Here is a 14184-nt window from a genome sequence, read left to right as displayed (position 1 = left end):
TTACCGAACGGCAAGGTATTCGTGAAAGACTGAGGTCAACAGAGCAGGAAAGACCCGACACGTGTTCTATTTCAGGAATAACAAAACCCTGCTGGGTGGTGCGTTTACCACGGCCGAGCTGATATTTCATGCCGTTGTGCGCAACATCCGATCTCAGCATTCCAATGCTGTCGTGGCAATTGTACGCAGTGTCGTTCAGGTCCTTGTGATGGTGATGGTATTTTACCTGATCATGTCCTTTTTGGGCACACGCGTTGCCAAAGTACGCGGTGACTTTGTTCTGTATCTTCTGTCAGGCGTGTTCCTGTTTCTGCTGCACATCAAATCCGTGAAACGGATTGCGAGCATCGGAACGGGAAACAACCCGATGATGCTGCATTCACCAATGAACATGATGATCACGATTCTCGCGACAGCTTTTGGCATTCTCTATAATATGATGGTGACGATGTTCGTCATTCTGTTCCTTTACCATGCGGCCGTGAAGCCCTTGGTGATCGAAGAGCCTGGCGCCGCCTTTGCGATGGTTGTTCTGGCGTGGTTCACCGGATGCGCGGTGGGGTTGGTGTTGATGGCCCTTAGGCCTTGGTTTCCAATGACGTCAGAGATTTTGACGACAGTGTACCGACGGTTGCAGATGATCTTTTCGGGCAAGATGTTTCTGGCCAATGCATTGGGTGGTTACATGTTGACCCTGTTTGCCTGGAACCCGCTGTTTCATTTGATCGACCAATGCCGCGGCTACGTTTTCCGCAATTATTACCCGCGCAACACAAGTTGGGAATATGCGGTCTGGGTTGGGGTTGCACTGGTGATGATCGGCCTGTTGGGCGTCTTCTTCACCAAGAAACACGTCTCGCAAAGCTGGAACGCGCGCCGCTAGCGCGCAACACGCAGGGTCAGGTTGATCCGCCCGCCCTTGGGCAGCAGTTTGGATGATTTGAACCGGATGCGATCTACGCCATGATAGGTCAATCGCGCCGGGCCACCCATGATCACCACATCGCCCGAGTTCAGCCAGAGGGATTCTGTTTTGCCTCCGCGTGTTGAGTTGCCGATGCGGAACAGCGCGTCATCACCGAGTGAGACCGACAGAACAGGCCATGAAAAATCGGCCTCATCCTTGTCCTGATGCAGGCCCATCTTCGCGTCTTCACCATAGTAGTTGATCAGGCAGCAATCCGGTGCGCGATCAATCCCCACCAGATCCTGCCAGATCGCAAGGACGGGTTCTGGTATCACTGGCCAGTCCATGCCCTTGGGATGTTGCCCCTGATAGCGGTAGCCCGTCTTGTCCGTCACCCATCCCAAATCCCCGGCCGAGGTCATGCGCACCGACATTTCTTTGCCTGATGGTGTCACGGGGCGAAACAGGGGAGCAGATTTCAGAATCGGACGCAGCGCGTCGATCAATCGGATCTGGGCGACACTGTTCAGATAGCCCTTCCTGATCTCAAATCCCCGTAAATGCAGCCGAGTCATGCCGGATTCCCCATTCCTTACCAAATCCTTGCCCAAAAAGGCCGCAGATTCCCGAAAACCTGCAATTCAGAACGCTTGCAGGCCTGTGGTGCGGCCCTTATATACGCCGAGACGCGCGATGGTGTAGTGCTGTCGCGCACATCAGATCGGGGACGGGATGCCAAAACGGGTCCGGCCCTCGGGACATCGCCTTGAAGAGAAAGGGATTGAAAATATGGGAAAAGTAATCGGGATTGACCTCGGCACCACCAACTCGTGTGTTGCGATCATGGACGGCTCGCAGCCGAAGGTCATCGAAAACGCCGAAGGGGCGCGGACCACGCCCTCGATCGTCGCCTTCACCGAAGATGAGCGACTGGTCGGTCAGCCTGCAAAACGTCAGGCGGTCACCAACCCCGACAACACGATTTTTGGCGTCAAGCGTCTGATCGGTCGTCGTGTGGATGATGCCGAAGTCGAAAAAGACAAGAAAATGGTGCCGTTTGCCATCGTCAATGGTGGCAATGGCGACGCGTGGGTGGAAGCCCGCGGTGAAAAGTACTCCCCAAGCCAGATCTCGGCCTTCACTCTGGGCAAGATGAAGGAAACCGCAGAAAGCTATCTGGGTGAGGAAGTCACGCAGGCGGTCATCACCGTTCCGGCCTATTTCAACGATGCTCAACGTCAGGCCACCAAAGACGCCGGTAAAATCGCCGGTCTGGAAGTGCTGCGGATCATCAACGAACCGACAGCCGCTGCGCTGGCCTATGGTCTGGACAAAGAAGAAACCCAAACCATCGCGGTCTATGACCTTGGTGGTGGTACCTTCGACGTGACCATTCTGGAAATCGACGACGGCCTGTTCGAAGTTAAGTCGACCAATGGCGACACCTTCCTGGGTGGTGAAGACTTTGACATGCGCATCGTCAACTATCTGGCGGATGAGTTCAAAAAGGAACACGGTGTCGACCTGTCGCAAGACAAAATGGCCCTGCAGCGCCTGAAAGAAGCCGCTGAAAAAGCCAAGATCGAGTTGTCGTCGACTTCGCAGACCGAAATCAACCAGCCGTTCATCTCGATGGGATCGAACGGTCAGCCGCTGCACATGGTCATGAAACTGACCCGCGCCAAGCTGGAATCGCTGGTTGGAGACCTGATCAAGAAGTCGATGAAGCCTTGCGCCGCTGCTCTGAAAGACGCCGGTCTGTCGGCTGCTGACGTGGACGAAGTTGTTCTGGTCGGTGGTATGACCCGGATGCCGAAAGTGATCGAAGAGGTCACCAAATTCTTCGGCAAAGAGCCCCACAAAGGTGTGAACCCTGACGAAGTTGTTGCCATGGGCGCCGCCATTCAGGCCGGTGTTCTGCAAGGCGACGTGAAAGATGTGGTACTGCTGGACGTGACCCCGCTGTCGCTGGGGATTGAGACGCTGGGTGGCGTGTTCACCCGCCTGATCGACCGTAACACCACGATCCCGACGAAAAAGTCTCAGGTCTTCTCGACCGCCGAGGACAACCAGAACGCGGTGACCATTCGTTGTTTCCAAGGTGAACGCGAAATGGCCGCGGACAACAAGATCCTGGGTCAGTTCAACCTTGAAGACATTCCGCCCGCGCCGCGCGGCATGCCGCAGATCGAGGTGACTTTTGATATCGACGCCAACGGCATTGTCTCGGTTTCGGCCAAGGACAAAGGCACCGGCAAAGAGCAGAAGATCACCATTCAGGCATCGGGCGGTCTGTCCGATGAGGACATCGACAAGATGGTCAAAGACGCCGAAGAGAACGCGGAAGCCGATAAGGAACGCCGCGAGCTGATCGAGGCGAAAAACCAGGCGGAAAGCCTCATCCACTCGACCGAGAAGTCGATGGAGGAGCATTCCGACAAGGTTGATCCGACCACCATCGAAGCCATCGAGCTGGCAATTGCCGCGCTGAAGGACGAGCTGGAAACCGAGAACGCCGACAAGATCAAATCTGGCATCCAGAACGTTACTGAGGCTGCCATGAAGCTGGGCGAAGCCATCTACAAGGCGCAGGCCGAAGAGGGCGAGGAAGAGCCTGCAGCCGCAGATGCGGGTCCTGTGGATGATGACATTGTCGACGCTGAGTTCGAAGATCTGGACGACGACAAGCGTAAGTAACCGGTAACCGGGCCAATCTGGGTCGGTCCGCTTGCCGGGCCGGCCCGATTACGTTGAGGCAGAAGGGAAAACTGATGTCAAAACGCGACTATTATGATGTGCTTGGCGTAGCCAAGGGCGCATCTGCGGATGAGATCAAGAAAGGTTTTCGCAAGAAAGCCAAGGAATTGCATCCGGACCGCAACAAAGACAACCCCGATGCCGAGGCACAGTTCAAAGAAGCGAACGAAGCTTACGATGTTCTGAAGGATGCCGAACGTAGAGCCGCTTACGACCGCTTTGGTCACGCCGCTTTCGAAAACGGTATGGGCGGCGGTGGTCGTTCGGGTGGCGGCTTTGGGCAGGGCGACTTCTCCAACGCGTTCTCGGACGTTTTCGATGACCTGTTTGGCGATTTCATGGGCGGTCAACGTGGCGGCGGCGGTGGACGTCGCGCGGCACGCGGGTCCGACCTGCGTTACAACCTGCGCGTGACCCTGGAAGAGGCGTTTTCAGGCCTGCAGAAAACCGTCAACGTTCCTGCCGCCGTGGCTTGCTCGGCCTGTGATGGCTCGGGCGCTGAGGGTGGTGTTGAACCGACGACATGCCCAACTTGCTCTGGCATGGGTAAAGTTCGTGCGCAGCAAGGGTTCTTTACCGTTGAGCGGACTTGTCCGACCTGTTCGGGTCTTGGACAGATCATCAAGAACCCCTGTAAATCCTGCAATGGCGCGGGTCGTGTGGAAAAAGAGCGCGCCCTGTCGGTAAACATCCCGGCAGGTGTTGAAACCGGTACGCGCATCCGCCTGGCGGGTGAGGGTGAGGCCGGTATGCGCGGTGGTCCTCCGGGTGATCTCTATATCTTTGTTGAGGTCTCGGAACACAAACTGTTCGAACGTGACAGTGTGAACCTCTATTGCCGCGTGCCTGTCAGCATGGCCAAAGCCGCACTGGGCGGGTCTATCGAGGTGCCGACCATTGATGGCGGGCGCGGACGGGTGCAGATCCCGGCGGGCAGCCAATCCGGTCGCCAGATGCGCCTGCGCGGAAAGGGTATGCCTGCGTTGCGAGGCGGTGGCATCGGCGACATGTTCATCGAACTGGCTGTGGAAACACCGGTCAACCTCACTTCTCGCCAGAAAGAGCTCTTGCGTGAGTTTGATGACTTGGGTGAGGATAACCATCCAGAATCAAAAAGCTTTTTCTCATCCGTTAAGTCCTTTTGGGACGGGATGAAAAACTAAACCGCAGGCCGTTCCGTTTGAGGCGGCCTGTTCGCTTTGGGGGCTCTGCCCCCGCCGCCCTTCGGGCGCCTCCCCCGAGGTATTTCCAGCCAGATGAATATGGGATCCTGTACTTCATCTGGCCAAAAATACCTCGGAGCGCGAGGCAGAGCCTCGCTGAATCCTGAACGGGCCACGTTTTTTTGTTGGGACCGTCGAACCCATCGGAATAAGGCTTGATTTTTTCGGATTGCCCTGAGATTGTCCGCGCCAACCGTTGGGGTGCCCTTGTCAAAGGGCTGAGAAGCGCATGCGCTAACCCATCGAACCTGATCCGGGCAATTCCGGCGTAGGGAACGGTCTAAAGCAAACAGACGTTTTCCATGCCCGGTTGCCCAAAATAGATGGAGCAACGACGTGGCACCTATCGCCTTGACCATAGCAGGATCCGACAGCGGCGGCGGCGCGGGGATTCAGGCCGATCTCAAGGCAATGTCAGCTTTGGGTGTCTTCGGGGCCAGCGTGATTACCGCCGTCACCGCTCAGAACACGCGGGCAGTCACCGCTGTGCATGGAATTCCGTCCGAGGTTATCTCCGCCCAGATCGAAGCGGTCCTGAACGATTTAGACGTGTGCGCGATCAAAATCGGGATGCTCGCAACGCCTGATATTATTGAGACCGTGGCGCAAGGGATTTCCGGGTTTCAAGGGCCTGTCGTAGTAGACCCGGTGATGATTGCGAAATCTGGTGATGCCTTACTGGCTGATGAGGCTGTTCAAACCCTGCGCGATGTTCTGCTGCCCTGTGCGACCGTTCTGACACCCAATCTACCCGAGGCGGCGTGTTTGTTGGATCAAGGTGAGGCCGACACGCCTGAGGCGATGGCGGAGCAGGGGAAAACCCTTTGTGCGCTGGGCGCAAAAGCGGTTCTGATGAAAGGTGGTCATGGCAAAGGCGAGGTCTGCCATGATCTGCTGATCGACGAAACCGGGGTGATTTCTGAACTTCAGGCCCCTCGGAGAAACACCAGCAATACCCATGGCACGGGCTGCACACTGTCTTCTTCCATCGCTGCTGGCTTGGCTAAGGGCCTGACGCTTGTCGATGCCGTGGCGCAGGCGCATGAATATCTGCAGGGCGCCATCGCGCGGGCGGATGAGCTGAAGATCGGCGCAGGGCACGGGCCTGTGCATCATTTCTATCGGATTTGGCCTGCATGACCCTCTGGTCCGTCATGGGGGCCGGGGTTGCCGGTTTGGCCGTCGCGTCCGAGCTGGTCTCGCGCGGGGCAAGGGTGCAGGTTTTTGATCCTGGCGGCCCTCCGGGTCCGCATGGATGCTCGTGGTGGGCGGGGGGTATGCTGGCCCCGTGGTGCGAGTATGAAAATGCCGAGGAACCGGTCCTCAGGCTGGGTCAATCTGCAATCGACTGGTGGGCGTCCAGAACGCAGGTGCTACGATGTGGTACTCTGGTCGTGGCCAACGCGAGGGACATTCCGGATTTACGCAGATTTGCCCGGCGGACGAATTCCTATTCCGAAGTTGATCGGGCAAATATTGCTGATTTAGAGCCTGATTTGCATGGATTCGGAAAGGGGTTGTACTTCGACCAGGAAGCGCATCTTGACCCCCGTCAGGCGTTGTTGGACCTGCACCGGGGCCTTAAAGACAAAGGCGTAGAATTCCACCGTAAACTCGCACCTGCGCAGTTGGAAAACGCTATCGACTGCCGGGGGTTGCATGCGCGCGAATACCTGCATGACTTGCGCGGTGTGAAGGGTGAGATGCTGGTTGTGCGTTGCCCAGACGTGACGCTGAACCGTCCTGTGCGTCTGTTGCATCCGCGGATGCCCCTTTACATCGTGCCGCGCGATGAGGGCATTTACATGCTGGGCGCGACCATGATCGAAAGCGAAGACAGTAGCCGGATCACCGCGCGTTCGATGCTTGAACTGCTTAGCGCCGCCTACGCTCTGAACCCGGCCTTTGGTGAGGCTGAGGTGCTGGAGATCGGCGTCGATCTGCGCCCTGCCTTTCCCGACAACCTGCCGCGCATCCGGCGCTTGGGCCGGACGATCTATGCCAACGGCCTCTACCGCCATGGCTACCTGTTGGCCCCTGCATTGGCGCAAGGAGTGGCTGATCTGGCGCTTGAAAACAAACATTCGGAGATGGTCGATGAAGATCGTGCTTAATGGCGACCCCAAGGAGGTAAAGGCCTCCACCTTGGCAGAGCTGCTAGATGAATGCGGTTTCTCGGGCCGTGTCGCAACGGCGGTGAACGAGGAATTCGTCCCCTCCAGTCTGCGCATTGCCCATGCCCTGTCCGAAGGTGACCGGGTCGAAATCCTGTCGCCGATGCAAGGAGGGTAAGGATGAAAAGCTTCTATGGCGCCGATCTGCCCAACCCGCTGATGCTGGGCACCGCGCAGTATCCCAGCCCTGCAATCCTCGAACAGGCATTCCGTGACAGCGGCGCGGGCGTGGCGACGGTCTCTCTGCGGCGGGAATCGGGGGCCGGGCAGACCTTTTGGCAGATGATCCGCGATCTGGGGGTGCTGGTGCTGCCCAACACGGCTGGATGCCACACGGTGAAAGAGGCGGTAACCACCGCGCATATGGCCCGCGAAGTGTTTGAGACTAAGTGGATCAAGCTGGAGCTGATCGGCCATACCGACAGTTTGCAACCTGACGTCTTCCAACTGGTCGAGGCCGCGCGCATCCTGACCGAGGACGGGTTCGAGGTCTTCCCATACACCACCGACGACCTGATCGTGGGTGAGCGGTTGCTTGAGGCTGGCTGCGAGGTTCTGATGCCCTGGGGTGCGCCCATCGGCTCGGGCCGGGGGTTGAACAATGAATACGCCCTGCGCGCGATGCGGGCCGAGTTTCCGGATGTTCCGCTGGTGGTTGATGCCGGGATCGGCCTACCCAGCCATGCGGCCCACGCAATGGAGCTGGGCTATGACGCGGTATTGCTGAACACAGCCGTTGCTCGCGCCGGTGATCCAGCGCTGATGGCAAAGGCCATGATGCGCGCGGTTGAGGCCGGGCAGCTGGCCCATCAGGCCGACCCGATCGAGGCCCGCGACATGGCCGAACCCTCAACCCCTGTTGTTGGAAAGGCGTTCCTGTCATGAGCTTGGACCGTTTCTACCCGATCTTTGACACCTCCGACTGGCTGCGGCGGATGCTGCCCTTGGGTGTAAAGCTGGTGCAGTTGCGCATGAAGGATCAGCCGGACGATGTTGTCCGGGCCGAGATCGCGACCTCTCGCGATCTGTGCACTCAGCATGGTGCGGTTCTGGTGGTGAACGACTACTGGCAGGCTGCGATAGATGCGGGGTGCGACTGGATTCATCTGGGGCAGGAAGATCTGGATGACGCCGACCTCAAAGCGATCCGAAAAGCGGGTCTAAAGCTGGGCGTTTCCACCCATGACGATGATGAGCTAGAGCGCGTTCTGGCCATGAACCCCGACTATGTCGCGCTGGGGCCAGTCTATCCGACGATCCTTAAAAAGATGAAGTGGGAGCAGCAGGGCCTGCCGCGCGTCACCGAATGGAAAGCCCGTCTGGGCGATATCCCTCTGGTCGGGATCGGCGGTATGAGCGTCGAACGCGCGCCTGGCGTGCTTGAGGCGGGGGCTGATATCGTCTCGGTCGTGACAGATATCACCCTCAACGCCGATCCCGAGGCGCGGGTGCGCCAATGGATCGAGGCCACCAGATGAGCCGCTACGCCCGCCAGATGATCCTGCCCGAGGTCGGGGCCGAAGGGCAGGCGCGCCTGTCCAAGGCGCGGGTTTTGGTTGTTGGGGCGGGCGGTTTGTCGGCTCCGGTCCTGCCTTTGCTGGCCGGGGCGGGCGTTGGGTATCTGACGATCCTTGATGCGGATGAGGTGGCGCTGTCGAACCTGCATCGACAGACGCTGTTTACCGAGATCGATTGCGGACGCCCAAAAGCCGAAGTTGCAGCCGATCGTTGTCGTGCTTTGAATTCTGATATCAACGTTGTCGCGCAAAAACAGGCTCTAACAAGTGAAAATGCGGCTGGTTTTGTTTCACAGGCCGATCTGATCCTCGACTGTGCGGACAGCTATGCCGCCAGCTACACCTTGTCGGATATCTGCCTGACCTTGGGCAAACCACTGGTCAGCGCCTCGGTGTTGGGCCTTTCTGGCTATGTGGGCGCGTTCTGCGGCGGTGCGCCTTCGCTGCGGGCCGTTTTCCCCGAGGCCCCGACCAGCGGGGCGAGCTGTGCCACGGCAGGTGTGCTAGGGCCGGTCGTGGGCATGATCGGCGCGATGCAGGCGCAGATGGCGTTGGCTTTGATCCTGGGTCTCGACCCGTCGCCCCTTGGCCAGATGGTGCAGGTGGATGCCAAGACCTTCCGAAGCTCCAGCTTCCGTTTTGACGCAGCACCTGAGCCTGAGCAGTCCTTTGCCTTCGTTGCCGCCTCGCAGCTGTCCTCAGATGATGTGATTGTTGAGTTTCGGGGTGAAGACGAAGCCCCTCAACCCATCCACCCTCTGGCACGTCGCCTAAGCGTGGAACACCTTAAATCAGAGCCTAACAAAGCAAAAAGGCTGGCTTTGTGCTGTGCAACCGGCCTGCGCGCCTGGCGTGCGGCTGAACAGATTGAACCGGACTGGCCGGGCGAGATTGTCCTCGTCGCGGCCTCAACCTCGTGAATGAAAAGGAAACGCGAGACATGAAAAAGCTGATGACAGCCATCGCCATTCTGGCCGCTGCGCCGGCCTGGGCCGAAGACAAGATGACCGTTCTGCTGGATTGGTTCATCAATCCCGATCATGGGCCCATCATCGTGGCGCAGGAAAACGGCTATTTCGCCGAGCAGGGCCTCGAGGTTGAGATCGTTCCGCCCGCTGATCCCTCTGCCCCGCCGCGTCTGGTGGCCGCTGGTCAGGCCGAACTGGCCGTATCCTATCAGCCGCAGCTGCACCTGCAGATTCATGAAGGCCTGCCGCTGAAACGTGTCGGCACGCTGGTTGCGACTCCTCTGAACTGTCTGCTGGTTCTGGAAGACGGCCCGATCAAGTCGCCTGCGGACCTGAAGGGCAAGAAAATCGGCTTCTCGGTCGCTGGTGTGGAAGAGGCTGTTCTGACCACCGTGCTGGGCAAATATGGCGTGGCGCTGGAAGATGTTGAACTGATCAACGTGAACTTCTCGCTCTCGCCGTCGCTGATGACCGGTCAGGTGGATGCGGTGATCGGCGCCTATCGGAACTTCGAGTTGAACCAGATGGATATCGAAGGCCGCCCCGGCACCTGCTTCTATATCGAGGAAGAAGGCGTTCCGTCCTACGATGAACTGATCTACGTCGCCAATCCTGAGACGATGGATAAGGACAAGATCGCGCGTTTTCTGGCCGCGACTGAAAAAGCGACCCAGTATATCGTCAACAACCCGGAAAAAAGCTGGGAGATTTTCGCCGCGACCTCGCCCGAGTTGCAGGATGAGCTGAACGCCCGCGCATGGGTCGACACTCTGCCGCGCTTTGCTCTGCGCCCGGCGGGTTTTGATGCAGGCCGCTACGCCCGGTTCGAGACCTTCCTGAACGAAAGCGGCATGATCGACAGCGTTCTTCCGGTCAGCGACATCACAATCGACGTGACCGCGCAATGAGCGACTATGGCAAAGCCTTCACGCTGATGCGGGATGCGGCGCAGGGGCCGTGGCAGGATTTCACCCGCCACGCCTTTGTCGAAGGGATGAAGGACGGCTCTCTGCCCCGCGAGGCGTTCCTGCACTACCTGCGTCAGGATTATGTGTTCCTGATCCATTTCAGTCGCGCCTGGGCGCTGGCGGTGGTGAAATCGGAAACGCATGAAGAGATGCTGACGGCTGTGGGCACTGTGAACGCCTTGGTCGCAGAAGAGATGCAGCTGCATATCGGGATCTGCGAAGCGGCTGGTATCTCTCAGGAGGAGCTGTTTGCGACCCCTGAACGTGCTGAAAATTTGGCTTATACGCGCTTCGTGCTTGAGGCCGGGTATAGCGGCGATCTGTTGGACCTGTTGGCAGCGCTTGCGCCCTGTGTGATGGGGTACGGGGAAATCGGGTCACGGCTGGCCTCCGAGGTCACATCTGAGGCGTATCGTGACTGGATCAACACCTATGCCGGTGACGACTATCAAGGTGCGTGCAAAGCGGTTGGAGAATTGCTGGATTCGGCTCTAACACGCAGGATTGGTGCGGATTTCGAGGCCTCTCCGCGCTGGAGTCGTCTCTGCGAGACGTTCAAGACAGCCACAGCTCTGGAGGTCAATTTCTGGCAAATGGGTCTGACCCCATGACCCTGGCGCCCGATCTTACCATCAGCGGACACGCGAGCATCGGCGATACGCCCTTGTTCGCACCGCTGACCCTGACCCTTGGGGCGGGGCAGTGGACGTGTCTGTTGGGCGGATCGGGCGTTGGCAAAACCACCGTTCTGCGCCTGATCGCCGGGTTGGAAACGGGCGCGGCTTTCACCGGCCAGACCTTGGCCAGCGATGGCCAAACGGTCCCGACCCGCGTGGCCTATATGGCGCAGGATGACCTGCTGCTGCCTTGGGCGACAGTGGCGCAAAACGTCTCGCTCGGCGCACGGTTGCGGGGTGAGAAACCGGATCTGGATCGCCGGGACCGTCTGATCGAACGGATGCGCCTGCAAGACCATATGGCCAAAAAGCCGTCGGAACTGTCGGGTGGCCAACGACAGCGCGTCGCCTTGGCGCGGACCCTGATGGAGGATCGCCCCATCGTGCTGTTGGATGAGCCATTCTCGGCCCTCGATGCGCGCACCCGCGCCGACATGCAGGACCTGGCCGCCGAGGCGCTGCAGGGGCGGACGGTTCTTCTGGTGACCCACGACCCGGCCGAGGCCGCGCGTCTGGGCCAATCCATCGTCGTGATGACGCAGCAAGGGCTGACCCCGTGCGCCCCACCTGCCGCGCCCGCGCCGCGCCATGTGGATGATCTGGAGACATTGGAAACCCAAGGCGCGCTGCTGAAACTGCTGAGAGAGGCGGCATGAAATTCCTCTCTGCCCTCGCTGCAACCTTGTTCGCTCTGGCTGTCTGGCAGACGATTGTCAGCCTGACCGGCCTGCCCAAGTTCATCCTGCCCGGCCCGGCGCTTGTAGCCGAAACCTGGTGGCAGAACCGCTGGGTGATTGCGGAACATACCTGGATTACCGCGGTTGAGGTCGTGATCGGCCTGGCGGTGGGAACCGTTCTAGGCGTCGTCACCGCGCTGCAACTGGCCAATTCGCGGGCCGCACGGGTGCTGGTGCAGCCGATGCTGGTTTTCACGCAGGCTCTGCCGGTCTTTGCGCTGGCGCCGCTGCTGACCCTGTGGCTGGGCTATGGCCTTTGGTCGAAGGTCGCGATGGCGGTGCTGATCATCTACTTTCCGATTACCTCATCCTTCTTTGACGGTCTGATGCGGACCCCGCCCGGGTACCTCGATCTGGCGCGTACGATGCAGGCTAGCCCGCGTTCGGTCCTGTGGCACATCCGTATCCCGGCGGCGCTGCCTTCGCTGGCCTCGGGGATGCGGTTGGCTGCGGTCTATGCGCCGATTGGCGCGGTGATTGGCGAATGGGTCGGGTCGTCCCAAGGGTTGGGCTACCTGATGTTACTGGCCAACGGCCGGGCCAAGACCGATCTGATGTTTGCGGCCATGCTGACTTTGGGCGTGTTTTCCATCCTGCTACACATGCTTATACGCCGCGCCACAGCCCGCATGGCCGGTGAGGCGCGTTAACGTTTCAGAAACCGATTCTGCGCCAAGGTGAGGCCCATGACACAGGACGCCTTTGCCGAAGCCCCCATGCTATTCGATACGGACGAAGCGCCAGCGCAGCCGCTGCCGACGGGTCGGTTACCCTCCTACATCAAAGACCATCGCAAGCGGCTGCGCGAACGGTTCATGTCTGGCGGCTCGGGCGCGATGCCGGATTATGAGTTGCTGGAGCTGGTGTTGTTCCGATCCATTCCACGGCAGGATGTGAAACCTCTGGCCCGGCTGCTGATGGATACGTTCGGCGATTTCAACCGTGTTCTGACCGCACCTGAAGAGCGGTTGCGTCAGATCAAGGGCGTCGGGGAAACCGTCATCACCGATCTGAAAATCCTTGAGGCCTGCGCCCATCGCATGGCCCGCGCGCGGGTGATGCAGCGCCACGTGATCTCGGGCTGGGATGCTCTGTTGGACTATTGCCACACAACGATGGCGCATCGAGAAATCGAGCAGTTTCGCGTGTTCTATCTGGACCGCAAGAACGTGATGATCGCGGATGAAGAGCAGGCGAAGGGCACCGTCGATCATGTCCCGGTCTACCCGCGCGAGGTGGCGAAACGGGCGCTGGAGCTGAATGCCTCGGCCTTGATTTTGGTGCATAACCATCCCTCCGGCGACCCGACGCCGTCGCAATCGGATATCGACATGACCAACCGCATTCAGGATGCCTGCACGGCTTTGGGGCTGACGCTGCACGACCATCTGATTATCGGAAAATCAACCGAGCTGAGCTTTCGATCCGAGGGGTATTTGTGACGAGTAGAGTCTTGTTTTGATGCGTTGCCAATAGGTCAGGATGAGGTGTTTGTTAGGAAAGCTTTGGCCCGCGAGCATCCCGGCTTTGAGCGGCGGCACCCGTGTTCCGATCTAGTTCGAGTCTGGCAGAATGGGGCAGCGCAGCGCGGTTATCTTTCCTAATAGATTTGTTTTTCTCAACGCTCGATAAACCGCATCGCTTACAAAAATCGACTTTCCTAGAGTGGGATCGATCCAGACGTCTGCCCCACTAGCTGAAGCTAGAAGTCTAATTTCATCATCTTTTTGAGTGAGAGAAACCAGCCCGAGGAATGTCTGATGATCAAACTCACGAGGTATATAGTTTACCGAGTCTTTCGTTGAGAACGCCCGCTTGATCTCGCGAATTTGAAACAGATAGAAGGGTCCACCCTCAAATAGTGTTTCCCGATCATGTTTGAAAAACGACATTGGCCAAAAGACGCTTTGCCCAAGATCGAATGGTTTCAGCGCATCTACGAGTGATTGGGAACATGCGAGGACGCCCCCGGCGGAGAAAATATGTGGGAGCTTCCTTTTGCTATCGCCTGGAAATGCTATGTCGATCCACATCCTAGGTGGTAACTCATTGCTTTCGACCTTGTCGCCTCTGTTAAAGCGCGCGGAAAGCTCGGTTCGATCTGTGTTGTTTCGCTCCCAAATCTCGTCGCGAAACCCAAACCCAATGCTCATGTTGCGGCGCGCATCTAAATACCAGACATGGTTCGCACTCGGTTGCGCTGTACCCTCACTGATTGCAAAGGCGGTTTCGCCTGAGTTTCTGTCCGACATCGTC

16 protein-coding genes and 1 riboswitch are annotated in these 14184 nt (G+C 58.6%); of the genes, 14 read left to right on the top strand and 2 right to left on the bottom strand.

Annotated features, from left to right (window positions below; all coding sequences use genetic code 11):
• The first annotated feature begins 61 nt into the window (after positions 1 to 61).
• Positions 62 to 883, top strand: coding sequence for an ABC transporter permease (locus AC2FD8_RS02800; RefSeq protein ID WP_496853412.1), 822 nt, complete (start codon positions 62 to 64; stop codon positions 881 to 883).
• On the opposite strand, the gene AC2FD8_RS02795 is transcribed toward AC2FD8_RS02800, so the two are convergent.
• Positions 880 to 1482: an alpha-ketoglutarate-dependent dioxygenase AlkB family protein gene (locus tag AC2FD8_RS02795; RefSeq protein WP_496853413.1), complete on the bottom strand. Its 603-nt coding sequence runs from the start codon at positions 1480 to 1482 to the stop codon at positions 880 to 882. The genes AC2FD8_RS02800 and AC2FD8_RS02795 overlap by 4 nt on opposite strands.
• 214 nt (positions 1483 to 1696) lie before the next feature.
• On the opposite strand from AC2FD8_RS02795, the gene dnaK reads away from it, so the two are divergent.
• The 13 genes from dnaK (at position 1697) to radC (ending at position 13370) form a co-directional block, all read left to right on the top strand.
• Complete coding sequence (gene dnaK, locus AC2FD8_RS02790) at positions 1697 to 3604, top strand: molecular chaperone DnaK (RefSeq protein WP_496853414.1); 1908 nt, start codon at positions 1697 to 1699, stop codon at positions 3602 to 3604.
• 74 nt (positions 3605 to 3678) lie between these two features.
• Positions 3679 to 4827 (top strand): molecular chaperone DnaJ, encoded by a 1149-nt coding sequence (gene dnaJ, locus AC2FD8_RS02785; protein WP_496853415.1) that lies wholly within the window; start codon positions 3679 to 3681, stop codon positions 4825 to 4827.
• A gap of 247 nt (positions 4828 to 5074) precedes the next feature.
• A riboswitch (TPP riboswitch) is annotated at positions 5075 to 5179 on the top strand.
• Positions 5180 to 5223: 44 nt separating this feature from the next.
• Positions 5224 to 6027 carry a bifunctional hydroxymethylpyrimidine kinase/phosphomethylpyrimidine kinase gene (thiD, locus tag AC2FD8_RS02780; RefSeq protein ID WP_496853416.1) on the top strand — a complete coding sequence of 268 codons (804 nt, stop codon included), beginning with the start codon at positions 5224 to 5226 and terminating at the stop codon, positions 6025 to 6027.
• On the top strand, positions 6024 to 7001 hold the full coding sequence (locus tag AC2FD8_RS02775; protein WP_496853417.1) for an FAD-dependent oxidoreductase: 978 nt from the start codon (positions 6024 to 6026) through the stop codon (positions 6999 to 7001). Before thiD ends, AC2FD8_RS02775 begins: the two co-directional genes overlap by 4 nt.
• The gene (thiS, locus tag AC2FD8_RS02770) at positions 6985 to 7179 is read left to right on the top strand and encodes a sulfur carrier protein ThiS (RefSeq protein WP_170660915.1); all 195 of its coding nucleotides are present in this window, start codon (positions 6985 to 6987) and stop codon (positions 7177 to 7179) included. The genes AC2FD8_RS02775 and thiS overlap by 17 nt, the downstream gene beginning before the upstream one ends.
• Positions 7180 to 7181: 2 nt before the next feature.
• The gene (locus AC2FD8_RS02765; RefSeq protein WP_496853418.1) at positions 7182 to 7946 is read left to right on the top strand and encodes a thiazole synthase; all 765 of its coding nucleotides are present in this window, start codon (positions 7182 to 7184) and stop codon (positions 7944 to 7946) included.
• The gene (locus AC2FD8_RS02760) at positions 7943 to 8539 is read left to right on the top strand and encodes a thiamine phosphate synthase (RefSeq protein WP_496853419.1); all 597 of its coding nucleotides are present in this window, start codon (positions 7943 to 7945) and stop codon (positions 8537 to 8539) included. Before AC2FD8_RS02765 ends, AC2FD8_RS02760 begins: the two co-directional genes overlap by 4 nt.
• The gene (locus AC2FD8_RS02755) at positions 8536 to 9498 is read left to right on the top strand and encodes a HesA/MoeB/ThiF family protein (RefSeq protein WP_496853420.1); all 963 of its coding nucleotides are present in this window, start codon (positions 8536 to 8538) and stop codon (positions 9496 to 9498) included. The genes AC2FD8_RS02760 and AC2FD8_RS02755 overlap by 4 nt, the downstream gene beginning before the upstream one ends.
• 20 nt (positions 9499 to 9518) lie before the next feature.
• Complete coding sequence (locus tag AC2FD8_RS02750) at positions 9519 to 10454, top strand: ABC transporter substrate-binding protein (RefSeq protein WP_496853421.1); 936 nt, start codon at positions 9519 to 9521, stop codon at positions 10452 to 10454.
• Positions 10451 to 11125 carry a thiaminase II gene (gene tenA, locus AC2FD8_RS02745; RefSeq protein ID WP_496853422.1) on the top strand — a complete coding sequence of 225 codons (675 nt, stop codon included), beginning with the start codon at positions 10451 to 10453 and terminating at the stop codon, positions 11123 to 11125. Before AC2FD8_RS02750 ends, tenA begins: the two co-directional genes overlap by 4 nt.
• A complete protein-coding gene (locus AC2FD8_RS02740; RefSeq protein WP_496853423.1) occupies positions 11122 to 11847 on the top strand; it encodes an ABC transporter ATP-binding protein in 726 nt (241 codons plus the stop codon). The genes tenA and AC2FD8_RS02740 overlap by 4 nt, the downstream gene beginning before the upstream one ends.
• On the top strand, positions 11844 to 12578 hold the full coding sequence (locus tag AC2FD8_RS02735; RefSeq protein ID WP_496853424.1) for an ABC transporter permease: 735 nt from the start codon (positions 11844 to 11846) through the stop codon (positions 12576 to 12578). Before AC2FD8_RS02740 ends, AC2FD8_RS02735 begins: the two co-directional genes overlap by 4 nt.
• A gap of 36 nt (positions 12579 to 12614) precedes the next feature.
• A complete protein-coding gene (radC, locus tag AC2FD8_RS02730) occupies positions 12615 to 13370 on the top strand; it encodes a RadC family protein (RefSeq protein WP_170462892.1) in 756 nt (251 codons plus the stop codon).
• 111 nt (positions 13371 to 13481) lie between these two features.
• On the opposite strand, the gene AC2FD8_RS02725 is transcribed toward radC, so the two are convergent.
• Positions 13482 to 14180: an imm11 family protein gene (locus tag AC2FD8_RS02725; protein WP_496853425.1), complete on the bottom strand. Its 699-nt coding sequence runs from the start codon at positions 14178 to 14180 to the stop codon at positions 13482 to 13484.
• Between the last annotated feature and the right edge of the window lie 4 nt (positions 14181 to 14184).

Source organism: Ruegeria sp. YTSC192, assembly GCF_059609705.1.
Note: the sequence above shows the minus strand (reverse complement) of the source record. Positions and strands in the feature narration are given on the sequence as shown.